This is a genomic window from Variovorax sp. CCNWLW235, from assembly GCF_037204085.1.
Classification (GTDB): Bacteria; Pseudomonadota; Gammaproteobacteria; order Burkholderiales; family Burkholderiaceae_C; genus Variovorax.
Map to the genome: position 1 here is coordinate 1 of NZ_JBBCBW010000030.1, position 22,532 is coordinate 22,532.

Consider the following 22,532-nt stretch of genomic DNA (forward strand, 5'->3'; position numbering starts at 1 on the left):
GTCAGCATCACCGTGAAGCTGATCAACCCGATCGCGATGGAAGAAGGCCTGCGCTTCGCCATCCGTGAAGGCGGCCGTACCGTGGGTTCGGGCGTCGTGGCAAAGATCCTCGACATCTAAGCCGGACGCAAAGGAATCACCATGGCTACGAAGCAAAAAATCCGCATCCGCCTGAAGGCTTTCGACTACAAGCTGATCGACCAGTCGGCAGCCGAAATCGTCGACACCGCCAAGCGCACCGGCGCGATCGTCAAGGGTCCCGTGCCCCTGCCGACCCGCATGAAGCGTTTCGACATCCTGCGTTCGCCGCACGTCAACAAGACGTCGCGCGACCAGCTCGAGATCCGCACGCACCAGCGCCTGATGGACATCGTCGACCCCACCGACAAGACCGTGGACGCGCTGATGAAGCTCGATCTGCCGGCCGGCGTGGACGTCGAAATCAAGCTGCAATAAACGTTGCGGCCTCGCGCCGCATCTTGTGACAAAGCCCGACTGCAGAAATGCAGGCGGGCTTTGTTTTTTGTCGCGCAGATGTGGCATCCTCGCCGGGCGGCGGCCTCATCAGTTGAGGCGTGGTCGGCTGAAATGAGGCAGCACAGCATGAGACATGGCAACTCTTTGGCTTCGGGCGTGATGGCATGTATCGCAGCGGCAGCGCTGCTCGTCGGCTGTGGCGGCGGAGGCGGTGGAGGGGGCGGCGGGATTCCGTTCTTGCCTATCACTCCCCCGTCGGCGGGCTCGGTCACGCTGAGCGGCAAGGCCACCTATGAATCCGTGCCGAATCCGAACGGCACCCTGGTCTATGCCAGCTCCACGCCAAGGCCCGTGCGCGGCGCCGCGGTGGAAGTGCTCAATGGGGAGACTTCCGCGCAACTGGCCACGGCAACCACCGACGACAACGGCGCCTACTCCGTGTCCGTTCCCGCAAACACCGCGGTTACGGTGCGCGTCAAGGCTCAACTGTCGCGCAGCGGCCCGGGCGCGAGCTGGGACGTGACGGTACGAGACAACACCCGGTCCGGTGCGCTGTATGCGATGCAGAGCCCGACATTCTCATCGGGCAGCGCGGCGCTGGTGCGCGACCTTCATGCGCCTTCGGGCTGGGGCGGTTCGAGCTACACCGAAGACCGGGTGGCGGCGCCTTTCGCCATCCTGGACGCGGTCTACACCTCGATGCAGAAGGTGGCGTCGGTGGCTCCCGCGGCGGCCTTTCCGGCATTGCGGGTGTTCTGGAGCGTCAACAATGCGCCGTCTCCCGGCAGCGTTGCGGCGGGGCAGATAGGCACCACATTTTTTGTCAGCCGAAACAGCGGGCGCGAAATCTACGTGCTCGGCAAGGAAGACGTGGACACCGACGAATACGACAACTCGGTGATCGCGCATGAATGGGGCCACTACTACCAATCGGCCTTCAGCCGTGACGATTCGATGGGCGGTCCCCATTCGCAGATCCAGCGCCTCGACCGCAGGCTGGCCTTTTCCGAAGGCTGGGGCAATGCCTGGTCGGGCATCGCGCTCGAGCGCCGGAACTATGTCGACTCGGGCGGTGCCCAGCAGTCGGCAGCGCAGTTCAGCATCAATATCGACCTTGCCGCGGGCGCCGCAACGACGCCGGGCTGGTTCCGCGAACCGTCGATCCAGTCGATCTTCTGGAACCTCAACCAGCAGGTCGGCTTCAAGCCCATACATGACACGCTGACCAGCGCTCAGTTCAGGGGTGGCGCCGCGGTCACGTCGATTCATCCGTTCTCCGCCGCATTCAATGCAGTGGCGCCGGCGAGCGCCCCGTCGCTGGCCACGCTGCTCGCGGGACAAGGCATCAATGCGGCGGGCGACCCCTACGGAGGTGCAGAGACGAACGACGGCGGAATTCCGCTCACGCTGCCGATGTACAGGCCCCTCGTGGTCGGCAGCCCGACCCAGGCTTGCGTTTCCAACACCGCCGGAAGTGACAACAAGCACGGCAGCTTTTCCTACCTTCGCTTCACCGCGCCCGCCAGCCGCAGCTACCAGATCGTCGTCGACGGAGGGCCGCCTGGCGCGAGCCCCGATTTCGACATCTTCAGGGGCGGATTGATTGCCCGGGAAAGCAGCACCGTCAGCCTGCCGTCCGGCGAGTACGTTCTTGCCGTATCGGACCTCAACAATTCCGGAGCGCAGACATGCTTCAACGTCTCGGTCCAGTAGCAAGAAAGGCTGCCATGAACATCCGCTCGAATTCGGTGACGGCCGTCGCATGCCTCGCGCTGGCCACGTTGTCGGCACCGGCCATGGCAGATGGCGAGCCAAGGACGCGCAACGCCAAGCCCAAGCATCCGGCCGTGCAGCAGCGGAGCGCTCCCATGACCACGGCGCCGCAAAAACCCGGTAGCTCCGGGGTCAAGCTCCAATACCGCCTGGAATCGACTCCTCAGCTCGGCCGGGCCACGGCTGTCGCTCTGCAGTTCGACGACGTGACCGCGGCCGACGGTGCGACGGTCCGCCTGGTGGCCGACAGCGGCCTCACCCTCCAGGGAAGCAGCACGCTCGTGCTGCCCGCGGGCAAGCGGTCCACGGCCACGGTTGCCGTCGTGAGCGAGGTCGAAGGCCTGGCCTACCTCAATGTGTTCATCACCCAAGATGGCGCCTCGAGCGCGGTTTCGATTCCGATCCAGACCGGTTCGGTGGCGCCAACTCTCAAGTCCACCGGCGAAATGAAGCCCGGCCCGGGGGGCGACAGCATCATCACGATGCCTGTCAAATAGGCAAAAAGCGCCCAAAACCAGGGCAAAAAGCCCCATTGGGCCGCCCAGCAACGCCACTTGCACAGCGCCCGCATGGCGGGCTATAATCGCTGGCTCTGCCCTTGTTGCGTCCATATGGATGCCGTGAGTGCGGAGATTTATCAACCTTCTTCCGCAAGCCGGGAAGCCTTCGGGCGATCGGCTAAACGCTGTTGCCAATTGAAGTGACAGCGGCGAAAGAGGATCCATTTTTGGAGAAAACAAATGAGTCTGAGCAACTCCCTCGGGTTGCTGGGCCGCAAGGTGGGGATGATGCGTCTCTTCACCGATGACGGGGACGCAGTTCCTGTCACGGTGGTGGATGTGTCCAACAACCGTGTGACCCAGATCAAGTCGCAAGAGACCGACGGCTACGTCGCGCTGCAAGTGACGTTCGGTTCGCGCAAGGCATCGCGCGTGACCAAGCCCCAAGCCGGCCACCTCGCCAAGGCGGGTGTCGAAGCTGGTGAAATCATCCGCGAATTCCGCGTGACCGCCGATACCGCAGGCCAGCACAAGGCTGGTGGCGTCATTGCCGCGAGCAGCGTGTTCTCCGTGGGCCAGAAGGTCGACGTGCAAGGCACCTCGATCGGTAAGGGCTACGCCGGTACCATCAAGCGCCACAACATGAGCTCGCAACGCGCGTCGCACGGTAACAGCCGTTCGCACAACGTTCCCGGCTCGATCGGCATGGCACAAGACCCTGGTCGTGTGTTCCCCGGCAAGCGCATGACGGGCCACCTCGGCGACGTCACCAAGACGACGCAGAACCTCGATGTGTTCCGCATCGACGAAGCGCGTCAACTGCTGCTCATCAAGGGCGCGATCCCGGGCGCAAAGGGTGGCTTCGTCACCGTGCGTCCCGCCATCAAGGCCAAGCCGCAAGCGGCTGAAGGAGCGAAGTAATGCAACTCGAACTCCTGAACGAACAAGGCCAGGCCGCGTCGAAGTACGACGCCCCCGAGACCGTGTTCGGCCGTGACTACAACGAAGACCTGGTTCACCAGATCGTCGTTGCATTCCAGGCCAACGCCCGCCAAGGCACGCGCGCCCAGAAGGACCGCGAGCAGGTCAAGCACTCGACCAAGAAGCCTTTCAAGCAAAAGGGAACGGGCCGCGCCCGCGCCGGTATGACGTCCTCGCCGCTGTGGCGCGGGGGTGGCCGGATTTTCCCGAACATGCCTGACGAAAACTTCTCGCAGAAGATCAACAAGAAGATGTACCGCGCCGGCATGGCCGCCATCTTCTCGCAGCTCGCTCGCGAAGGCCGTCTGGCCGTGGTGGATTCGCTGACCGTGGATTCGCCCAAGACGAAGCCGCTGGCAGCCCGTTTCAAGGCAATGAATCTCGAGTCCGTGCTCGTGATCGCCGAAGAAGTCGACGAAAACCTGTACCTTGCCTCGCGCAATCTGGTGAACGTTCTCGTGGTCGAACCCCGTTACGCCGATCCGGTGTCGCTGGTTCACTACAAGAAGGTGCTGGTCACCAAGGGTGCCGTCGACAAGCTCAAGGAGATGTTCGCATGAGCCGCGTGAACCCTACCGCCGCTGAACGTACGTTCGAAGAAGGCCGCCTGATGGCGGTGCTGGTCGCCCCGATCGTGTCCGAAAAGGCCACGATGGTCGGCGAGAAGTCGAACGCTGTCACTTTCAAGGTGCTGCAAGACGCCACCAAGCCCGAGATCAAGGCCGCTGTCGAACTGATGTTCAAGGTCGAAGTCCAGGGCGTGTCGGTGCTCAACACCAAGGGCAAGACCAAGCGCTTTGGCAAGTCCATTGGCCGCCGCGACAACGTTCGCAAGGCCTATGTGACCCTGAAGCCCGGTCAAGAGCTCAACCTCGTCGGGGAAGGCGCTTAATCATGGCCGTCATCAAGATGAAACCCACTTCGCCGGGCCAACGCGGCGCGGTGAAGATTTCGCGGGACCACCTGTTCAAGGGTGCTCCTCACGCGCCTCTGCTGGAGCCCCAGTTCCAGAAGGCCGGCCGCAACAACAACGGCCACATCACGATCCGTCATCGTGGCGGCGGTGCCAAGCACCACTACCGCGTTGTCGACTTCGTGCGCAACAAGGACGGCATCCCGGCCAAGGTCGAACGCATCGAGTACGACCCGAACCGCACCGCCCACATTGCCCTGGTCTGCTACGCCGACGGCGAGCGCCGCTACATCATCGCCCCGCGCGGTCTTGAAGCCGGTGCAACGCTGCTGAGCGGTTCGGAAGCCCCGATCCGCGCCGGCAACACGCTGCCGATCCGCAACATTCCGGTCGGCTCGACGATCCACTGCATCGAACTGCAACCTGGCAAGGGTGCGCAGATCGCGCGTTCGGCCGGTACGTCGGCCACGCTGCTGGCTCGCGAAGGCGTCTACGCCCAGGTCCGTATGCGTTCGGGTGAGGTGCGCCGCATCCACATCGAATGCCGCGCCACCATCGGTGAAGTCGCAAACGAAGAGCACAGCCTGCGCCAACTCGGCAAGGCCGGCGTGAAGCGTCACATGGGTATTCGCCCGACCGTTCGCGGCGTGGTGATGAACCCGGTCGACCACCCGCACGGTGGTGGCGAAGGCAAGACCGGCGAAGGCCGCCATCCTGTCGACCCATGGGGCAACCTGACCAAGGGCTACCGTACCCGTAACAACAAGCGCACGCAGGTCTTCATCGTGTCGCGCCGCAAGAAGTAAGGGATAGCAAATGACTCGCTCTCTCAAAAAGGGTCCGTTTGTTGACCATCACCTCGTGGCCAAGGCCGACAAGGCAGTGACGACGAAGGACAAGAAGCCGATCAAGACCTGGTCGCGCCGCTCGATGGTTCTGCCCGAGTTCATCGGCCTGACCATTGCCGTGCACAACGGCAAGCAGCACGTGCCCGTGTACATCACCGACCAGATGGTCGGCCACAAGCTCGGCGAATTTGCGCTCACGCGCACGTTCAAGGGGCACCCCGCGGACAAGAAAGTCCAGAAGAAGTAAGGAACGACCATGTCTGAAACACGTGCAGTCCTCCGCGGTGTCCGCCTCTCGGTCGACAAGGGCCGTCTGGTCGCTGACCTGATCCGCGGCAAGAAGGTTGATCAAGCGCTCAACGTTCTGCAATTCACGCAGAAAAAAGCCGCTGTGATCATCAAGAAGGTGCTCGAGTCGGCAATTGCCAACGCCGAGCACAACGATGGCGCCGATATCGACGAACTGAAGGTCAAGACCATCTACGTCGAACAGGGCGCAACGCTCAAGCGCTTCACCGCGCGAGCCAAGGGTCGCGGTAACCGCATCAGCAAGCCCACGTGCCATGTGTACGTGACGGTTGGCAACTAAGAACGCCTGGAAGAAATATGGGACAGAAAATCCATCCGACCGGCTTCCGCCTTGCGGTTACCCGTAACTGGTCCAGCCGCTGGTACGCAAGCGACCGCGATTTCGCGGGCATGCTGGCCGAAGACATCAAGGTTCGCGAATACCTGAAGAAGAAGCTGAAGAACGCTTCGGTGTCGCGCGTCATGATCGAGCGTCCCGCCAAGAACGCACGCATCACGATCTACTCGGCTCGTCCGGGCGTCGTGATCGGCAAGAAGGGCGAAGACATCGAGAACCTCAAGCGCGAACTGGGCAAGCAGCTCGGCGTGCCGGTGGCAGTGAACATCGAAGAAGTGCGCAAGCCCGAAATCGATGCCCAGCTGATCGCCGACAGCATCACGCAGCAGCTCGAAAAGCGGATCATGTTCCGCCGCGCCATGAAGCGCGCCATGCAAAACGCCATGCGTCTGGGTGCCCAAGGCATCAAGATCATGTCGGCTGGCCGCCTGAACGGTATCGAAATCGCTCGTACCGAGTGGTATCGCGAAGGTCGCGTGCCCCTCCACACGCTGCGCGCCGACATCGACTACGGCACCTCGGAAGCCAAGACCACCTACGGCGTCATCGGCGTCAAGGTCTGGGTCTACAAGGGCGACACGCTGGGTCGTAACGACCTGCCGGCCGTCGAAACGCCGCGTCCCGACGAAGAGCGTCGTCCGCGTGGTCCCCGCCGTGATGGCCGTCCTGGTGGCGACCGTCCGGGTGGCGACCGTCGTGGTCCCGGCCCTCGCGCCGGTGCCCGTGGCCCGATCGGTGGCAACACCGCACCGGCCGACGGCAGCGACAAGCCCGCAGAAGCTACTGGTGCAGCCCCCGCTGCTCCGGGTGCAGACTCGAAACCCGCCGTTAAGCGCGTCCGCAAAGCCGCGCCAGCTGCAGCAGCTGACGGTGCCAAGACCGAGTGATCGGTCTTAGAACTACGGAGTATTAAAAATGCTGCAACCTGCACGCAGAAAGTTCCGCAAGGAACAAAAGGGCCGCAACACCGGCATCGCAACCACGGGTAACTCCGTTGCGTTCGGTGACTTCGGTCTCAAATGCACCGACCGCGGCCGCCTCACGGCGCGCCAGATCGAAGCCGCTCGTCGCGCGATTTCGCGTCACGTGAAGCGCGGTGGCCGTATCTGGATCCGCGTGTTCCCGGACAAGCCGATCTCTACCAAGCCCGCCGAAGTGCGGATGGGTAACGGTAAGGGCAACCCCGAGTACTACGTCGCTGAAATCCAGCCTGGCAAGATCGTGTTCGAGATCGTCGGCGTGCCCGAAGAACTCGCCCGCGAAGCGTTCCGCCTGGCCGCCGCCAAGCTTCCGCTGCGTACGACGTTCGTCGCTCGCCAGCTCGGCGCCTGAGAGGAGAACATCCATGGCAACACGTAAGAAAAAAGAAACCGTGGCTCCGGCCAAGGTGACCAAGGCTGCAACCCTGCGCACGAAGGACGTCGCAGGCTTGCAAGCTGAAATCAAGGACCTGCAGAAGGCCCATTTCGGTCTGCGCATGCAGAAAGCCACGCAACAGCTGTCGAACACCTCGACGCTGCGCGTGACGCGCCGCGACATCGCGCGCGCCAAGACCATTCTTGCTCAGAAGCAGCAAGAAACCCAAGCCGCCAAGTAAGGAGTGAACATGACGGAAGCTAAAAAATCCCTCAAGCGCACCTTGATCGGCAAGGTGGTCAGCGACAAGCGTGCCAAGACCGTGACCGTGCTGGTCGAGCGCCGTGTGAAGCACGAGCTCTACGGCAAGATCGTGGCCAAGACGAGCAAGTACCACGCCCATGACGAAAAGGGCGAGTACAAGCTGGGCGACACCATCGAGATCACGGAAAGCCGTCCGATCTCGAAGACCAAGAACTGGGTCGTGACCCGTCTGGTCGAGAAGGCCGTGCTGGTCTGATCGCTGGTTGATCTGCATCGGGAAGCCTTCTTGAAGGCAACCCAAACCGAAACGGCCCACAATGTGGGCCGTTTTTCTTTTTCAGGAGCATCTAGATGATCAAAGTCGGCGACACCCTTCCTTCGGCAACCCTGCAGGAATATTCCGAGGTCGAGGGCGAAGGCTGCAGCATCGGCCCGAACCCGGTGGACGTGAGCAAGGCCACGGCCGGCAAGACCATTGCGCTGTTCGCGCTGCCGGGCGCCTTCACGCCCACCTGCTCGGCCAAGCACGTGCCGGGCTATGTGCAGCACTTCGACGACTTCAAGGGCGCCGGCGTGGACGAGATCTGGTGCGTGAGCGTGAACGACGCGTTCGTGATGGGCGCCTGGGCGCGCGACCAGAAGACCGGCACCAAGGTGCGCATGCTGGCCGACGGCAGCGCCGATTTCGCCAAGGCGACCGGCCTCACCCTCGACCTGACCGCCCGCGGCATGGGCCTGCGCAGCAACCGCTATTCGATGCTCGTGAAAGATGGCAAGGTCGCGGCGCTCAACGTCGAAGCACCGGGCAAGTTCGAGGTCAGTAACGCCGAGACGCTGCTGGCGCAAGCCCGCGGCTGAGCAACTAGATTAGAGATCGACCTTGAGGTAGTGCGCGCCCGCAATCGGGTTGTGATAGTAGGGTGGCACTTCCTCGAAGCCCAGGTCCTCATAGAGCGCCCGGGCCGATTCCATGTCGTCCAGCGTGTCGAGCAGCACGCAGGCGTAACCCGCGCCGCGCGCCGCATCCAGGATGGCTTCGGCCAACTGGCGACCGACACCCAGGCCGCGAAAACCGGGCCGCACGAACAGGCGCTTCATTTCGGCGGCATTCGCGTAGTCGGTGTTGTCGAGCGGGCGCAGGGCGCAGCAGCCGGCCACGCGTGCCAGCGTTCCGTTGGGACGCATCAGGGCGGGCGCCTGTTGTCCAGCCGCTTCCTTGATATGGGCCGAATCGACCAGGGCGAGCAGCAGGGCGCCGCGCGGCTCCTCGTAGTCGCCAGGAAGCGTGGCGACTTCCTCTTCGAAATTCTGGAAGCACAGGTCGATGCCCAGCGAAGCCGCGTAGTCGCGAAAAATCGCGCGTGCCGCATCGATCTCATGGGCTTCGTCGGGCGTCAGGAGCACGACGGCCGGCGTGTCGGCCAGCGGCAAGGGGCGTGAAACCGAAAAGCTCATATGCGCAGCGATGCAACCCAGTACGCCACGCCCGCGCACACCGCGAAAAGGGCCAGTGCAAGTCCGCGGGAGGCGGCATCGTCCCGGCTGGGCGCCACCTGGCTGCCGGCTGGCCTGATCAGCTTGTCGCCCGAAACCATGGGCCGCACCAGCCGATGCCGCTTGACCAGCACATAGAACAGCACCGCCAGTACATGCAGGCTGACCAGCGCGATCACGATCGTTTTGCCTTGTGCCTTGTGCCAGCCGGTTGCAAGGCTCACCAGCTCGCCTGACACAAAGCGCGTCAGCGGGCCCGCCGCGGAAATTTCATCGTCCGCCACCAGCCCGGTGGCAACCTGGAGTGCCAGCACCGCCAGAACGGCAAAGACCGACAGGGCGCCGAGCGGGGTGTGGCCGATCACGTGGTCCGGATGGGCCCGCCCGCGCAGATAGGCGAGCACGGAGCCCGGGCCGTAGAAGAACGAAGCAAAGCGCGACCAGCGTCCGCCCACGAAGCCCCACAGCAGGCGAAACAACAGCAGCGCAAGCACCACGTACCCCAGGCGGAAGTGCCATTCCATGACGCCGCTAAGTCCGGTGGCGATCAGGCCGATGACAGCAACGCTCAATGCCCAATGGAAAACACGCGTCGGCAGATCCCAGATGCGCGCCCGCACCGGGGTGTCAGGCGCTGCGGCACGCATGGCGGCCACGGAGGAGTCGGTCATCGAAGAGGAAAAGTGCGCAAAACTGCGGAAGGCGCAGATTAGCAAAGTCTGGGGCGCCGCATGCATCGGGTTGTTGCTATGCAGGCCGCAAGGCCGCCCCTACACTCGGCGCGGCGCCGCTTTCGGCGGTGCCGAACCAACTACAAGGACCCCCGATGATTCGACTTGCTTCGTTTGCGCTGGCCGCTCTCTGCGCCGCGATTTCCCTTCCGGCCGCGGCGCAGTTCGCCAAGCCCGAGGACGCCATCAAGTACCGCCAGAGCGCGCTGTTCGTGATGGGCCAGCATTTCAGCCGTATCGGCGCGATGGCCAATGGGCGTGTTCCGTTCGATGCGGCGGCCGCAGCGGCCAATGCCGACATCGTGGCCGAAATGGCCAAGCTGCCTTGGGCAGCTTTCGGCGCCGGCACCGAGGGCGGCAAGAGCAAGCCCGAGGTCTGGAAGGAAACCGCCAAGTTCAAGGAGCACCAGGACAAGATGGTTGCCGAGACCGGCAAACTGGCTGTCGCCGCCAAGGCCGGCAATATCGACGCGCTCAAGGCCCAGTTCGGCGCCACCGCCGGCAGCTGCAAGGCCTGCCACGACAGCTTCCGCAACCAGTGAGCTTCAAGCCTCCGCGAGCAGTTTCTCGATCAGCTTGTGGAGCTCGGCGAAATCGGGCTCGCCCACGTAGCGCTTCACGATTTCGCCCTTCTTGTTGACCAGGTAGGTGGTGGGCGTGAGCTTCACGTCGCCCCAGGCCTGCGCCACGCTGCCGGTGTTGTCGATGGCCACCTTGAACGGCAGCTTGCGCGTTTCGGCAAAGTTGACGACGTAGCTCGGCGGGTCGTAGCTCATGGCCACGGCCAGCGTGTCGTAACCCTTTGACTTGTACTTGTCGTAGGTCGCGATGACCTTCGGCATCTCGGCCACGCAGGTCACGCAGCTCGTGGCCCAGAAGTTGACCAGGGTGACCTTGCCTTTCAGGTCGTCGGTGCTTTTCTTGCTGCCGTCGAGCAGCACGAAGGTCGATGCCGGCGCCGCCGTGGCGCCGGAGCCGAAGTACACGCCCACGCCGGCGGCCAGTGCAAGGACGACTGCGGCGGCGGCGATGTATTTTTTCATGGCAACTGAAAGAGAAGGGCGGCGCGATTTTAGTTCCGCCGGGCCGATCGCGCTGAGCCTGCCTCGGGCGGCTCGATAATCGCTCTCCGATGCCGTCGCCCGTTCCCCGCCCCTGGCCTGCGCTGTTCGCAGCCACCGCCGCCGTTGCGCTTGCCGCCTGCAGCCCGACCTTCAACTGGCGCGAGACGCCGATAGCCGACGCCGGCCTCATCGCAATGCTGCCCTGCAGGCCCGACCGTGCCCATCGTGCCCTGCCCTTGGGCGCCGAATCGGTGCAGGTCGACATGGCGGGCTGTGAAGCGGGCGGCGCAACCTTTGCCATTGCCCATGCATCCGCCGGCAGTCCCGAGCAGGCCGAGACCTGGCTCACGGCATGGCGCGCGGCCGCCCGGAGCCAGTTGGGCAATGCGCAGGTGACGGAAGCGCCGGCAACGCTGAAACGCGCCACCGCGTCGCCCGCACCGGTAAGGCTCGACGCCCAGCCGCCGCAGCAGGGCGCCGCACCTGTCCAGGTTCTCTGGTTTGCCCAATCGCAAAAAGACGGGCGTGTTTCGCTCTACCAGGCCACGGTGCTCGGGCGGCCCACCGCGCCCGACGCGGCGGCAACCTTCTTCGACGGCCTGCGTCTTCCGTGAACGCCGCGAGTTCCTTGGACGGCAGCCTGCTCGCCGGACGGCGGCGGATTGCCACCGTTTTCCTGGCCTTTGCTGTCGCCTATTTCTTTTCGACGCTGGTGCGTGCCATTACTGCCACGCTCTCGCCGACGCTCACCGCCGAGTTCGAACTCGAGTCGCGCGATCTCGGCCTGTTGGCCGGCGGCTACTTCCTGGGTTTTGCTTTTACGCAGCTTCCCATGGGCACCTGGCTCGACCGCCACGGCCCGAAGCGGGTGATCGTCTGCTTCCTGGCCGTCGCGGTCATTGGCTGCCTGCTGTTTTCTGCGGCGACCAATTTTCCGCTGCTGCTCGCCGCGCGCGTGCTGACCGGTGTCGGCGTGAGCGCCTGCCTGATGGCGCCGCTCACCGGCTACCGCCGCTGGCTGACGCCGCCGATGCAGCTGCGCAGCAACTCGTGGATGCTGATGGTCGGCTCTTTCGGCCTCGTCGGCGCGACGCTGCCGGTGCAATGGCTGATGCCGCTGCTGGGTTGGCGGCCGCTGTTCTGGCTGCTGGCGGCGGGCATTGTGGTGTCGATGGCGGTGATTGCCTGGGCTGCGCCCGCCTGGCATGGCGAGAGCGCAGCCGGTTCAAGCAAGACGGCGGACAACGGCAGTGAACCGGCGCAAGGCGGCTACACCGCCGTGTGGCGCGACCCGTTTTTCCGCAAGCTCGCGCCGGTCGGCTTCTTCAACTATGGCGGGTTCGTTGCCATGCAGACGCTCTGGGTGGTGCCCTGGCTCACCCGCGTGGCCGGCTACACGCCGCAAGAGGCGGCCGGCGCCCTGTTCTGGATCAGCATCGCGCTGCTTGCCACTTACTGGCTCTGGGGCGTGACCAATCCAAGGCTCGCGCATCGCGGTGTCCCGGCGACCCGGCTCTTGAGCTGGGGCATGCCGCTCGCGATGCTCGCGCTCGCTCTCATTTTGGTAGCGGGTTCCGCTGCAGGCACCGTCGCCTGGATCTGCTTTCTGTGCATCTCCACGGTCGTCACGCTGGCCCAGCCCGCCGTGGCCCTTGCCTTGCCTCCCGCCCTCGCGGGGCGTGCGCTGTCGGCCTACAACCTGGTGGTTTTTGCAGGTGTATTCGTCGTGCAGTGGGGCATCGGCTTGCTGATCGACCTGTTTGCCCGCGCCGGGCTCGACACCGTCGGCTCCTTCCGCGCGGCCTTGGCCGTTTTCCTGGCCTGCTGCGTTATGTCGTATACCTACTTCCTTTGGGCGCCCCCGCATAATCGGCGCGTAGTTCCCGGACCCGCATGAACAGCATTCTCATCATTGCCCACTCACCGTTCGCGCAGGCGCTGCGGCGGTGCGCGCTGCATGTGTTCCCCGATTGCGAGCAAGCCGTGGTCGCACTCGACGTGCTGCCCAACGTGTCGCCCGAAGAAACGCTGGCCGCGGCCCGCATCACGCTCGAGCAGCAGCTCAATGCCCCGCGCTCGCAGGTGCTGGTGCTGGCCGACGTGTTCGGCGCAACGCCCTGCAACGTGGCCCAGAAGCTGGTGGACGGCGTCCGCTCGCGGCTGGTGGCGGGCGTCAACCTGCCGATGCTGCTGCGGGCGGTAACCTATCGCCACGAGCCGCTCGAAACGCTGGTGCAGCGCGCCATCGCAGGTGGCACGGCCGGCGTCATGCAGGTGGCCGTGGCCGCACCCCAGAACCAGGCGAAGAGAAAGCACAGTGATCAAGAAATCCGTGACCATCAGCAATAAGCTGGGCTTGCATGCACGCGCATCCGCCAAGCTCACCAAGCTCGCAGGCAGCTTTCCTTGCGAGGTGTGGCTCTCGCGCGGCGACCGCCGCATCAACGCCAAGAGCATCATGGGCGTCATGATGCTTGCCGCCGGGCTCGGCTCCACGGTCGAGCTCGAGACCAACGGCCAGCAGGAAGAAGAAGCCATGGACGCCATCGTTCAATTGATGAACGACAAGTTCGGCGAAGGCGAATGAATGTGGCCCCCACGCTCCGCACTGCGTGTCGTCGCTGCCCCCCGAGGGGGCTCGGCCGCCTTGGGGCGGCCCGGCGGCGGCCGGTAACCTTCGGCCAGCTCCCATGACCTTCGCAGTCCACGGCCTTCCCGTTGCCCGTGGCATTGCCATCGGCCGCGCGGTGCTGGTGGTGTCGAGCCGCATCGACGTGGCCCACTACTTCATCAAGCCCGAAGAGATCGAGACCGAAATCGATCGCGTCCGCACCGCACGCAACGCGGTGGCCGACGAGCTCGCCAAGCTGCAGACCAGCGTCGCGCAGATGGGCCCCAACGACGCGCCGCACGAGCTTGCGGCGTTGCTCGAAGTGCACCAGATGCTGCTGCAGGACGAGGCGCTCACCGGCGGCGTGAAGCACTGGATTACCGACCGCCTCTACAACGCCGAGTGGGCGCTGACCACGCAGCTCGAGATCATCGCGCGCCAGTTCGACGAGATGGAGGACGAGTACCTGCGCGAGCGCAAGGCCGACCTCGAACAGGTGGTCGAGCGGCTGCTGCACCGCATGAAGGGCACGGCCGCGGTGCTCGCGCCCAGCCCGCCGCGCCGCAAGCGCCCCGCCGCCGAGGACGACGACGACCCGACCGCGGGCGACGGCATCGACGCGCCGCTGGTGCTGATTGCGCACGATCTTTCCCCGGCCGACATGCTCCAGTTCAAGAAGAGCGTGTTCGCCGGCTTTGTGACCGACGTGGGCGGGCGCACCTCGCACACCGCCATCGTCGCGCGCAGCATGGACATTCCGGCCGTGGTGGGCGCGCGCACCGCAAGCCAGTTGGTGCGCCAGGACGACTGGGTGATCATCGACGGCGATGCCGGCGTGGTGATCGTCGACCCTTCGCCCATCATCCTGGCGGAGTACGGCTTCAAGCAGCGCCAGGGCGACCTTGAGCGCGGCCGGCTCGCGCGCCTGCGCCACAAGCCGGCGGTCACCCTCGACGGCCAGCGCGTCGAACTGCTCGCCAACATCGAGATGCCCGAGGACACGGCCGGCGCCATGAAGGCCGGTGCGGTCGGTGTCGGGCTGTTTCGTAGCGAGTTCCTGTTCATGGGCCGCGAGTCGCAACGCCAGACCCGGCTGCCCGACGAAGAAGAGCAATACCAGGCCTACAAGCGCGCAGTCGAGGGCATGCAGGGCATGCCGGTCACCATTCGCACCATCGACGTGGGCGCCGACAAGCCGCTCGACGGCAAGGCGGGCATCAAGCAGGAGCACCTGAACCCTGCACTCGGCCTGCGTGCCATCCGGTGGAGCCTGGCCGACCCGGCCATGTTTCTCACGCAGTTGCGCGCCATTCTTCGTGCGGCGGCGCACGGCGAAATCCACCTGCTGATCCCGATGCTTGCGCACGCCAGCGAGATCCGCCAGACGCTGTCGCTGATCGAGTTCGCGCGCACCGAGCTCGACAGCCGCGGCGCCGTGTACGGCAAGGTGAAGCTCGGCGCCATGATCGAGATTCCTGCCGCCGCGCTCACACTCAAGACCTTTCTCAAGTACTTCGATTTCCTGTCGATCGGCACCAACGACCTGATCCAGTACACGCTGGCCATCGACCGCGCCGACGAGGCCGTGGCCCATCTCTACGATCCCGCGCACCCCGCGGTGCTGAAGCTCGTGGCCGACACCATTGCCGAATGCCGCCGCCAGGGCAAGGGCGTGGCCGTGTGCGGCGAAATGGCCGGTGACGTGGCCTTCACCCGCCTGCTGCTCGGCCTCGGATTGCGCAGCTTCTCGATGCATCCCTCGCGCATCCTCGCCGTCAAGCAGGAAGTGCTGCGCGCCGACACCGGCAAGCTCGAAGTCTGGGCGAAGAGCGTGCTCGAGTCGGACGACCCTGCCGCGGCCTTGGCCGGCTGAGCCGCGCGCGGTTTTCTTCCAGAAACACCGAGGAACCGGCTTTGCCGGGCCTCCGGTGTTGCCCCCGGTAGGGGGAGGGAGGAGCGACACGAAGTGCGCGAAGCCTGGGGGCGAGCCAATCCTTTGGCGAAATAAAACGAAACATGCCGAAACGGCGGTGAAAGGACTTGTCGCGCCGCGGCAAGCACCATCAGGTCTCCTCTTCCACAACAGAAAGGCCTGATCATGAAAGCTCTCTCCCTCACCCAGATCGTCACCGTCGGCTCGTTCGCTTTGCTCGCCGCGGCTGGCGCCAAGGCAGAAACCTACGAAGGCGTCCAGCCGCTCGCCTCGGCCAAGAGCCGCGCCGAAGTCAACGCCGAAGCCATGCGCGCGGCTTCGGCACCCGACCAGAACGTTGTGCGCGGCTCGCGCGGCGCCGAGGGCATGGCCACGTCAAGGGACCGCGCCGGCGTCGTCTTCGAAGCCATGCGCACCGCCGCCGCGCCCGACCAGAACGTGACCTCGGGCTCGCGCGTGAACAGCAAGGTCATCTCCACGCTGCAGAACCCGCTCGACGCGCGTGCCGCAGCTGCCGGCAACAGCAACAAGCTTTAAGACCCCGCCCGCAGGGTATCCCTGGGGCCCGCAAGGAACATCATGAAACACTGGATCAAACGCACTCTCTTCGGTTTCGCCGGCCTTGCGGTCGTGGCTGGCAGCATTGCCGGCTGCGCCGGCCATCGGCACGGCTGGGGCAGCGGCGACAGCACCGAGTTCCGCACCAAGATGGTCGAGCGTGTCGGCAGCAAGCTGGAGCTCGACGCTTCGCAAAAGCAGAAGCTCACCGTGCTGGCGGAGAAGCTGCAGGCGCAGCGCCAAGCCATGCGGGGCGCAGGCGGTGCGGGCGATCCGCGTTCGCAGTTCAAGGCTCTGTTTGCTGGCAACAAGCTAGACCAGGCCGGCGCCGCGCGGCTCGTCGACGAGAAGACCATGGCCGTGCGCAACGGAAGCCCGGAAATCATTGCCGCCGCCGCTGATTTCTTCGACAGCCTGAACGCCGCGCAGCAGCAGAAGGTGCGCGACTTCATGGATCGCGGCGGCCGGCGCTGGGGCCATCGTGGCTGAACTCGATTCACCCTCGCTCTTCGCGCACTTCGTGTCGCCTCGCCAAGCTCCGTCCAAGCTGCGACATCTGTGGGCCGGCGAAGCCGCTACCACGGTGTCTCGCGAGCAGGCGGTTTCGGGCGGTGTGCGCACGCTGCTGCGGCTCGAAGGGTTGGTCGTGCTGGGCGCGGCGGCGGCCGCCTATGCGCAGTTCGGCGCGGGCTGGGGCATGTTCGCACTGTTGCTGCTCGCGCCCGACCTCGCGGTGCTCGGCTACCTTGCGGGCCCGCGCGTGGGCGCGGCGCTCTACAACGCGGCCCATTCGTACGCCGGCGCGGTGGCATTGCTGGTGCTCGGCGTGCTGGCCGCAATGCCCTGGGCCGTGGCCGGCGGCTTGATCTGGTGCGCGCACATCGGCCTCGATCGGGCGCTCGGCTACGGGCTCAAGTACGGCTCCGACTTTGGCGCCACGCACCTGGGCCGCATCGGGCGGGCCGATCCGTGGTAAGGCACGCACGATGGCGCGCACTACCGCTGGCAGTGAAAACAGAAACGACCATGGCGGCGGTGCGATGCCCGCAGGCCTGATCGTCAGCCAATTGTTCGCCAGGAGGCACAATCCCGCCATGCCGCGCATCCTGCTGATCGACGACGACGAACACCTCGCCGCGCCGCTGACCACCTACTTCGCACGCTTCGGCTGCACGCTCGAAAGTGCCGCCCGCCCGAGCGAGGGGCTGGCCATGCTGCGCGCGGGCCACTACGACGCGGCGATTCTCGACGTGATGCTCCCCGAGATGGACGGGTTTGCGCTGTGCCGCGAGATCCGCAAGGAAAACGACATCCCCATCGTGATGCTCACCGCGCGCGGCGAGGTGATGGATCGGGTGGTCGGCCTGGAGCTCGGCGCCGACGACTATGTGCCCAAGCCCTTCGAGCCGCGCGAACTGGTGGCGCGCGTGCAGACCATTTTGCGGCGCCAGCGCAGCACGACGCCTGCTGCGCCTACCGGCAACGGCGCGCAGCACCGCGTGTTCGACGGCCTGTCGATCGACCTCGACCGGCGCCAGGTGCTTCGCCATGGCGAGCGCGTGGAGCTGACCGGCACCGAGTTCGAACTGCTTGCGCTGCTCGCGGCCGAGCCCGGCAAGGTGTTCAGCCGCGACGACATCCTGAACCGGCTTCGCGGCCACGAAGCCGAGCTCTACACGCGCGCGGTCGACATCGTGGTGAGCCGCTTGCGCAAGAAGCTCGAGCCGCTGGACTGCATCAAGACGCTTCGCAACGCCGGCTATGCGCTGGCCGTGGCGCGCAGCGAGCCCGCATGAGGTCTCGCCGGGGAGGCTTGCGCAACGCCTGGCGCGAAATGACTTGCCGCCGCGCGGAGCTGCGCAGGCAATGGCACGAGCAGTGGCACGAGAAGGTGCAGGGCAAGCGCCGCTGGCGCCGCTCGCTGCGCATCCGGCTCGTGATGATGTTCGTGCTGCTGGCGCTGGTCATGGCGGTGGTGTTCATGGGGGGCATGAAGAGGTCCTTCTCCACCGGATGGGCCGAGGCCGCCAAGCCGATGCTGGTGGACTATGCCGACCGGCTCGTCGCCGAGATCGGCACGCCGCCCGACATTGCGCGGGCGCAGGCGCTGGTGGCCCGGCTGCCCATCACCATCCGCATCGTGGGGCCCACGGTCAACTGGGATTCCAACCCCGGCGGCAGCAACGGCCGCGGCGGCTGGATGCACGACCGCGACGAGGAGCCGTGGAACGACAAATGGTTCATCCGCCCCACGGCCGACGGCCACCGCGTGATCTTCGGCTGGGCGCCCAAGCTCTGGAAGCTTGCGCCGCGTGCCGTGGCTTGGGCCACGCTCGGCGCGCTGCTGCTGCTTGTGGTGCTGGGCTATGCGTACGTGAGCCGCCTGTTGCGGCCGCTGATCGATATCCGCGAGGGTGCGCAGCGCTTTGGCCGCGGCGAGTTCACGCAACCCATTCCCGTGCGCCGCAACGACGACCTTGGCGACCTTGCGGAGCGCATCAACACCATGGCCGACGACATCCAGGCCATGTTGGACGCCAAGCGCGGCCTGCTGCTCGCGCTGAGTCATGAACTGCGATCGCCACTCACGCGTGCCCGGCTCAATGCCGAGCTGCTGCCGGCCACGCCTGAGGGAGCCGCCGAGCGCGAAGCGCTGCTGCGCGACCTGAACGAGATGCGCGACCTGATCAGCGATCTGCTCGAAAGCGAGCGCCTTGCAAGTCCGCACGTGGCATTGCAGCGCGAGCCGGTCGACCTGGCTGTGCTGGTGCGCGAAATCGTGGCCGAGATGGCCGGTGCGCAGAACGTGCATCTCGACTTGGCGGACGGCCTGCCGCCGCACGCCATCGACCGCATGCGCATGCGCCTGCTGGTGCGCAACCTGCTGGACAACGCCTTGCGCTACAGCACCGGCGCGCCCCGGCCGCCATGCGTGTCGCTGCGGGCGGTGGTCGACGGCAAGGTGCAGGGTGTCGAACTCGACGTGCGGGACTACGGCCCCGGCGTCGACGAAGCTCAGGTGGAGCGGCTCACCGAGCCTTTCTACCGCACCGACGGCGCGCGGGCGCGGGCCACGGGCGGCGTGGGGCTGGGCATGTACCTGTGCCGGCTGATTGCCGAGGCGCACGGCGGCACCTTGACTGTGCGCAACGCGCATCCGGGCCTGCAGATCGTCGTCCGGCTCTAGTTTGCCAACGGCACTTCTTGGTGTCGCCTGCGCTACCAAGTGGCGCGAGGTGCGGAGCTACGATGCGCCTCCGTGCCAGCGCCCCGTCAATCCAGGAGACATCATGAGCAGCTCACTTACCAACCACCAGGTTCGCCTTGCCAAGCGCCCGGAAGGCGCGGCCACGCGCGAGAACTGGAAGTTCACCACCGAACCCGTCGGTGAGCCGGCCGAAGGCGGCGTGCTGGTCAAGACGCTGTCGCTGTCGCTCGACCCGGCCATGCGCGGCTGGCTCAACGATGCCAAGAGCTACATCGCGCCCGTGGCCATCGACGAAGTGATGCGCGCCGGCGGCGTCGGCCGCGTTGTCGCCTCGAAGAACCCGGAGTTCGCGATGGGCGCTACGGTCTACGGCACGCTCGGCGTGCAGGAATACATCCTCATTCCGCAGGACCAGATCAAGCGCAACGGCTTGGTGAAGATCGACCTGAATGTCGGCACCATCGGCCAGTGGCTCAACGTGCTCGGCATGCCGGGCATGACCGGCTACTTCGGCCTCATGGACGTGGGCCAGCCCAAGCCGGGCGAAACCGTGGTGGTCTCCGGCGCGGCCGGCGCCGTGGGGCAAACGGTCGGCCAACTGGCCAAGATCAAGGGTTGCCGCGTGGTCGGCATTGCCGGCGGTGCTGCCAAGTGCGACTGGGTGGTGAACGAGCTGGGCTTCGACGCCTGCATCGACTACAAGGCCGGCGCCGGTGCGGTGCGCGAAGGCCTCAAGACGCATTGCCCGAAGGGCGTCGACATTTATTTCGACAACGTGGGCGGAGAAATCCTCGACGCGGTGCTGGCGCGGCTCGCGCGCAAGGCCCGCGTGATCATCTGCGGCGCCATCAGCCAGTACAACAACGCCAACAGCATGCCGGGGGCCGGTCCCAGGAACTACCTGAGCCTGCTGGTGAACCGCGCGCGCATGGAAGGCATTGTGGTGTTCGACTATGCCGACCGGTTCCACATTGCCGTGGCGGAACTCGCCGGCTACCTGAAGGACGGCCGCATGAAGAGCAAGGAAGACATCGTGAAGGGGCTCGACACCTTCCCCGAGTCGCTCAACAAGCTGTTTGCCGGGGAGAACTTCGGCAAGCTGGTGCTGCAGGTGGCGGAAGACTGAGCAGGACTCAGGGCTCGCTGGGCCGCATCGGAATATCGCCCATGGCCTCGTCCTCGCGCAGGCCCCGGGCCGCCTTCAGGGTTTCGATCGACAGGCCGTCGCCATGGCCGGCGAAGCCCTTGGCAATGCCTTCGAGCACGGTCGACAGGCCGGTCTCGCCGTCTGCGCGCGCGTCCATGCTGATGTTGAGCACGCGGGCCGCCATCTGCCGGTAGGTGATGGCGCCCGCGCCTTGGAGCGCGGCCACCAGGTCGAGGTACAGCGCCAGGTTCAGGTCGAACACCAGCTTGGGGGTGATCTCGAAATCTTCGTTGTTGTTCTTGTTGTCCATGGGTGAGCTCCTTTTTTTCCGGAGCTTCCACTCTAGCCATAAAACGGGCGCCAATCCGTCGGACGCGGGCGTATTCAACGCGCGCGCGTGCCCATCACGGCGGCCGAGATGATCAGCCCCGCGGCAAGCGCAATGCTCCAGGTAAGCGGGCGACCCGTCACCACCAGCAGCAGCGCGGTGGAGCCCAGCGGCGTGATGTAGCTCAGGATGCCGATCTGCCGCGCATCCCCGCGCTTGAGCGCCATGTCCCAGACGAAGAAGGCCGCGCCGAGCGGGCCCAGCCCGCACAGCGCCACCAGCAGCCAGTCCTTTGCAGTGAGCACGACAGAGGCTTCGAGCAGCGCATGGCAGGCCAGTGACAGCACGCCCGAGACCAGGCCGAACAGGCCGATGGCCGAGGTCGGAAACGCGGCCACGCGCTTCGTCCACAGCGAATAGCTGGCCCAAATGAAAGCCGAGCCCAGCGCCGGCAGAAAGCCCCAGTACTGCCCCGCGGCGCCCGAGGTGGAAGCGGCGCCTTCGCGGGCGCCCAAAATCGCGATGGCGGCGCCCGCGAAGCCCAGCAAGGCGGCAACCACATGCAGCGGCCGCAGCGACATGCCTGGCAGCAGCACCGGCGCCAGCACCACCATGAAGAGCGGCCACAGGTAGTTCACCAGGTTGGCTTCGACCGGCGGGGCGTGCCGCAACGCGATGAACAGCAGGAAGTGAAAGCCGAACAGGCCATAGATGCCCAGTGCCAGCGTGCGCGGCGGCACGCGCCAGGCGGCGCGGTCGCGCAACACCAGCGGCCAGCTCGGGATGCTGCCGATGATCAGCGCAAGGCCTGTCAGCAGGAAGGGCGGCAGGTGCGAAAGCGCCGTGCCCAGCGAGGCGAGCGTGGCCCATAGCGCGATGGCGGCCAGGGCGAGGAGCGTGGGAGACATCGCTCCGAGCTTAAGCGGCGCCGTCGTCGCGCAGCGCCGGTGCATCGTCGCGTGGCGACGATCTTCGGTGCGGCTCAGTGGCCGCCGAGCCTGCGCAATGCCGCGGTGAGCGCGGAGGGCGACCGGTAGCCCGTGCGGCGAGCCACTTCCGCCACGGCCACGCCGGCCAACCGCAGTTCGCGTGCATGCGCGAGCCGCAGCGTGCGCAGCCAGTGCATCGCGCTCATGCCCTGCTCGTCGCGGCAGCGCTGCGCGAACTGGCTCGGGCTCAGGCACGCCACGCGTGCGAGATCGGCCACGCCCAGCGGCTCATGCCAGCGAGCCCGGGCCCAGGCGGCGAGCGCGATCCAGTCGATGGCGCGACTGCGTCCATGGGCTGGCGTTTCCGCTCCCCAGGCCTCGAGCAGCAGCGAGGGGCCGTGCTGCAGCGCCAAGGCGGACGCCTGCGGATGCTGCGCGCATTGCGCGAGGTACTTTGCCAAGGCATGCAGCCGCGATGCATCCACCGGTGGGCGCCCTGCGCAGCGCGCCCACTGGGACTGGCGGGTATCCAGAACGAGGCACTGGCTGCCGCCGCGTGATTCGAAGTCGTGCCTGTCGCCAGGCACCACCACGTGCGACCCGCCGGCGCCGACGCGCGCTCCGCGGCCTTCCACTTCGAGGTCGAGCACGCCCGAGAGGCCGACCAGCACCTGGAAATGGTCATGCGCGTGGCTGCCGCGCGAGGCCCCGTAGTCGCGCAGCGAAAGGCTGCTCGGTTCTGCGTGGGAGCGTGTTGCGGGCGTTCGCATG

At 65.8% G+C, this 22,532-nt stretch carries 32 protein-coding genes and 1 pseudogene; 27 read left to right on the forward strand and 6 right to left on the reverse strand.

Annotated features, from left to right (window positions below):
• The 15 genes and pseudogenes from V9L21_RS23775 to V9L21_RS23845 form a co-directional block, all read left to right on the forward strand.
• Positions 1–120: pseudogene (locus V9L21_RS23775) on the forward strand (elongation factor Tu); the annotation flags it as partial.
• Positions 121–141: 21 nt separating this feature from the next.
• Positions 142–456, forward strand: coding sequence for a 30S ribosomal protein S10 (gene rpsJ, locus V9L21_RS23780; protein WP_007838118.1), 315 nt, complete (start codon positions 142–144; stop codon positions 454–456).
• Positions 457–714: 258 nt separating this feature from the next.
• Positions 715–2,190, forward strand: coding sequence for a carboxypeptidase-like regulatory domain-containing protein (locus V9L21_RS23785; RefSeq protein WP_337315291.1), 1,476 nt, complete (start codon positions 715–717; stop codon positions 2,188–2,190).
• A gap of 14 nt (positions 2,191–2,204) precedes the next feature.
• Entirely contained in the window at positions 2,205–2,747 is a 543-nt protein-coding gene (locus tag V9L21_RS23790; RefSeq protein WP_337315292.1) for a hypothetical protein, read from the forward strand.
• 243 nt (positions 2,748–2,990) lie between these two features.
• Positions 2,991–3,671 (forward strand): 50S ribosomal protein L3, encoded by a 681-nt coding sequence (rplC, locus tag V9L21_RS23795; RefSeq protein ID WP_157616207.1) that lies wholly within the window; start codon positions 2,991–2,993, stop codon positions 3,669–3,671.
• Complete coding sequence (rplD, locus tag V9L21_RS23800) at positions 3,671–4,291, forward strand: 50S ribosomal protein L4 (protein ID WP_028259871.1); 621 nt, start codon at positions 3,671–3,673, stop codon at positions 4,289–4,291. The genes rplC and rplD overlap by 1 nt, the downstream gene beginning before the upstream one ends.
• Positions 4,288–4,623 (forward strand): 50S ribosomal protein L23, encoded by a 336-nt coding sequence (gene rplW / locus V9L21_RS23805; protein ID WP_007838129.1) that lies wholly within the window; start codon positions 4,288–4,290, stop codon positions 4,621–4,623. The genes rplD and rplW overlap by 4 nt, the downstream gene beginning before the upstream one ends.
• 2 nt (positions 4,624–4,625) lie before the next feature.
• Entirely contained in the window at positions 4,626–5,450 is an 825-nt protein-coding gene (gene rplB / locus V9L21_RS23810; RefSeq protein WP_015867666.1) for a 50S ribosomal protein L2, read from the forward strand.
• Between the two features lie 10 nt (positions 5,451–5,460).
• Positions 5,461–5,739, forward strand: a complete 279-nt coding sequence (gene rpsS, locus V9L21_RS23815) for a 30S ribosomal protein S19 (protein WP_007838132.1) — start codon at positions 5,461–5,463, stop codon at positions 5,737–5,739.
• 9 nt (positions 5,740–5,748) lie between these two features.
• The gene (gene rplV / locus V9L21_RS23820; RefSeq protein WP_007838134.1) at positions 5,749–6,081 is read left to right on the forward strand and encodes a 50S ribosomal protein L22; all 333 of its coding nucleotides are present in this window, start codon (positions 5,749–5,751) and stop codon (positions 6,079–6,081) included.
• 17 nt (positions 6,082–6,098) lie between these two features.
• Positions 6,099–7,025, forward strand: coding sequence for a 30S ribosomal protein S3 (gene rpsC / locus V9L21_RS23825; RefSeq protein WP_093017295.1), 927 nt, complete (start codon positions 6,099–6,101; stop codon positions 7,023–7,025).
• 28 nt (positions 7,026–7,053) lie between these two features.
• The gene (gene rplP, locus V9L21_RS23830; RefSeq protein WP_007838137.1) at positions 7,054–7,470 is read left to right on the forward strand and encodes a 50S ribosomal protein L16; all 417 of its coding nucleotides are present in this window, start codon (positions 7,054–7,056) and stop codon (positions 7,468–7,470) included.
• 55 nt (positions 7,471–7,525) lie between these two features.
• A complete protein-coding gene (gene rpmC, locus V9L21_RS23835; RefSeq protein WP_026284221.1) occupies positions 7,526–7,735 on the forward strand; it encodes a 50S ribosomal protein L29 in 210 nt (69 codons plus the stop codon).
• A 9-nt stretch (positions 7,736–7,744) separates the two neighbouring features.
• Positions 7,745–8,014, forward strand: coding sequence for a 30S ribosomal protein S17 (gene rpsQ, locus V9L21_RS23840; protein WP_015867662.1), 270 nt, complete (start codon positions 7,745–7,747; stop codon positions 8,012–8,014).
• Between the two features lie 95 nt (positions 8,015–8,109).
• Entirely contained in the window at positions 8,110–8,616 is a 507-nt protein-coding gene (locus tag V9L21_RS23845) for a peroxiredoxin (protein ID WP_337315293.1), read from the forward strand.
• A 9-nt stretch (positions 8,617–8,625) separates the two neighbouring features.
• On the opposite strand, the gene V9L21_RS23850 is transcribed toward V9L21_RS23845, so the two are convergent.
• Both V9L21_RS23850 and V9L21_RS23855 read right to left on the reverse strand, forming a co-directional pair.
• The gene (locus tag V9L21_RS23850) at positions 8,626–9,213 is read right to left on the reverse strand and encodes a GNAT family N-acetyltransferase (RefSeq protein WP_337315294.1); all 588 of its coding nucleotides are present in this window, start codon (positions 9,211–9,213) and stop codon (positions 8,626–8,628) included.
• Positions 9,210–9,923 (reverse strand): cytochrome b/b6 domain-containing protein, encoded by a 714-nt coding sequence (locus tag V9L21_RS23855; RefSeq protein ID WP_337315295.1) that lies wholly within the window; start codon positions 9,921–9,923, stop codon positions 9,210–9,212. Before V9L21_RS23855 ends, V9L21_RS23850 begins: the two co-directional genes overlap by 4 nt.
• A gap of 155 nt (positions 9,924–10,078) precedes the next feature.
• On the opposite strand from V9L21_RS23855, the gene V9L21_RS23860 reads away from it, so the two are divergent.
• On the forward strand, positions 10,079–10,525 hold the full coding sequence (locus V9L21_RS23860) for a c-type cytochrome (protein WP_337315296.1): 447 nt from the start codon (positions 10,079–10,081) through the stop codon (positions 10,523–10,525).
• A gap of 3 nt (positions 10,526–10,528) precedes the next feature.
• On the opposite strand, the gene V9L21_RS23865 is transcribed toward V9L21_RS23860, so the two are convergent.
• The gene (locus tag V9L21_RS23865; RefSeq protein WP_157616203.1) at positions 10,529–11,026 is read right to left on the reverse strand and encodes a TlpA disulfide reductase family protein; all 498 of its coding nucleotides are present in this window, start codon (positions 11,024–11,026) and stop codon (positions 10,529–10,531) included.
• Positions 11,027–11,115: 89 nt separating this feature from the next.
• Between V9L21_RS23865 and V9L21_RS23870 the strand changes: the two genes are divergently transcribed.
• The 11 genes from V9L21_RS23870 to V9L21_RS23920 all read left to right on the forward strand — a co-directional run bounded on the left by V9L21_RS23870 (position 11,116) and on the right by V9L21_RS23920 (position 20,483).
• Complete coding sequence (locus V9L21_RS23870) at positions 11,116–11,661, forward strand: hypothetical protein (RefSeq protein ID WP_337315297.1); 546 nt, start codon at positions 11,116–11,118, stop codon at positions 11,659–11,661.
• A gap of 14 nt (positions 11,662–11,675) precedes the next feature.
• A complete protein-coding gene (locus tag V9L21_RS23875) occupies positions 11,676–12,944 on the forward strand; it encodes an MFS transporter (protein ID WP_337315298.1) in 1,269 nt (422 codons plus the stop codon).
• On the forward strand, positions 12,941–13,396 hold the full coding sequence (locus V9L21_RS23880) for a PTS sugar transporter subunit IIA (protein WP_055807946.1): 456 nt from the start codon (positions 12,941–12,943) through the stop codon (positions 13,394–13,396). The genes V9L21_RS23875 and V9L21_RS23880 overlap by 4 nt, the downstream gene beginning before the upstream one ends.
• A complete protein-coding gene (locus V9L21_RS23885; protein WP_258502687.1) occupies positions 13,365–13,634 on the forward strand; it encodes an HPr family phosphocarrier protein in 270 nt (89 codons plus the stop codon). Before V9L21_RS23880 ends, V9L21_RS23885 begins: the two co-directional genes overlap by 32 nt.
• A gap of 103 nt (positions 13,635–13,737) precedes the next feature.
• A complete protein-coding gene (gene ptsP / locus V9L21_RS23890) occupies positions 13,738–15,531 on the forward strand; it encodes a phosphoenolpyruvate--protein phosphotransferase (protein WP_337315299.1) in 1,794 nt (597 codons plus the stop codon).
• Positions 15,532–15,756: 225 nt separating this feature from the next.
• Positions 15,757–16,128 carry a DUF4148 domain-containing protein gene (locus V9L21_RS23895; RefSeq protein ID WP_337315300.1) on the forward strand — a complete coding sequence of 124 codons (372 nt, stop codon included), beginning with the start codon at positions 15,757–15,759 and terminating at the stop codon, positions 16,126–16,128.
• A gap of 42 nt (positions 16,129–16,170) precedes the next feature.
• On the forward strand, positions 16,171–16,638 hold the full coding sequence (locus V9L21_RS23900) for a Spy/CpxP family protein refolding chaperone (RefSeq protein ID WP_337315301.1): 468 nt from the start codon (positions 16,171–16,173) through the stop codon (positions 16,636–16,638).
• Complete coding sequence (locus V9L21_RS23905; protein WP_337315302.1) at positions 16,631–17,125, forward strand: DUF4260 domain-containing protein; 495 nt, start codon at positions 16,631–16,633, stop codon at positions 17,123–17,125. The genes V9L21_RS23900 and V9L21_RS23905 overlap by 8 nt, the downstream gene beginning before the upstream one ends.
• Positions 17,126–17,243: 118 nt before the next feature.
• Positions 17,244–17,945 carry a response regulator transcription factor gene (locus V9L21_RS23910; protein WP_337315303.1) on the forward strand — a complete coding sequence of 234 codons (702 nt, stop codon included), beginning with the start codon at positions 17,244–17,246 and terminating at the stop codon, positions 17,943–17,945.
• A 38-nt stretch (positions 17,946–17,983) separates the two neighbouring features.
• The gene (locus V9L21_RS23915) at positions 17,984–19,336 is read left to right on the forward strand and encodes a HAMP domain-containing sensor histidine kinase (RefSeq protein WP_337315304.1); all 1,353 of its coding nucleotides are present in this window, start codon (positions 17,984–17,986) and stop codon (positions 19,334–19,336) included.
• A gap of 103 nt (positions 19,337–19,439) precedes the next feature.
• Entirely contained in the window at positions 19,440–20,483 is a 1,044-nt protein-coding gene (locus V9L21_RS23920) for an NADP-dependent oxidoreductase (RefSeq protein WP_337315305.1), read from the forward strand.
• A 7-nt stretch (positions 20,484–20,490) separates the two neighbouring features.
• Here V9L21_RS23920 and V9L21_RS23925 read toward each other — a convergent pair whose 3' ends face one another.
• The 3 genes from V9L21_RS23925 to V9L21_RS23935 all read right to left on the reverse strand — a co-directional run bounded on the left by V9L21_RS23925 (position 20,491) and on the right by V9L21_RS23935 (position 22,531).
• Positions 20,491–20,814 carry a hypothetical protein gene (locus tag V9L21_RS23925; protein WP_157616194.1) on the reverse strand — a complete coding sequence of 108 codons (324 nt, stop codon included), beginning with the start codon at positions 20,812–20,814 and terminating at the stop codon, positions 20,491–20,493.
• A gap of 74 nt (positions 20,815–20,888) precedes the next feature.
• A complete protein-coding gene (locus V9L21_RS23930; protein WP_337315306.1) occupies positions 20,889–21,740 on the reverse strand; it encodes a DMT family transporter in 852 nt (283 codons plus the stop codon).
• 74 nt (positions 21,741–21,814) lie between these two features.
• Entirely contained in the window at positions 21,815–22,531 is a 717-nt protein-coding gene (locus V9L21_RS23935) for a helix-turn-helix transcriptional regulator (protein WP_337315307.1), read from the reverse strand.
• Between the last annotated feature and the right edge of the window lies 1 nt (position 22,532).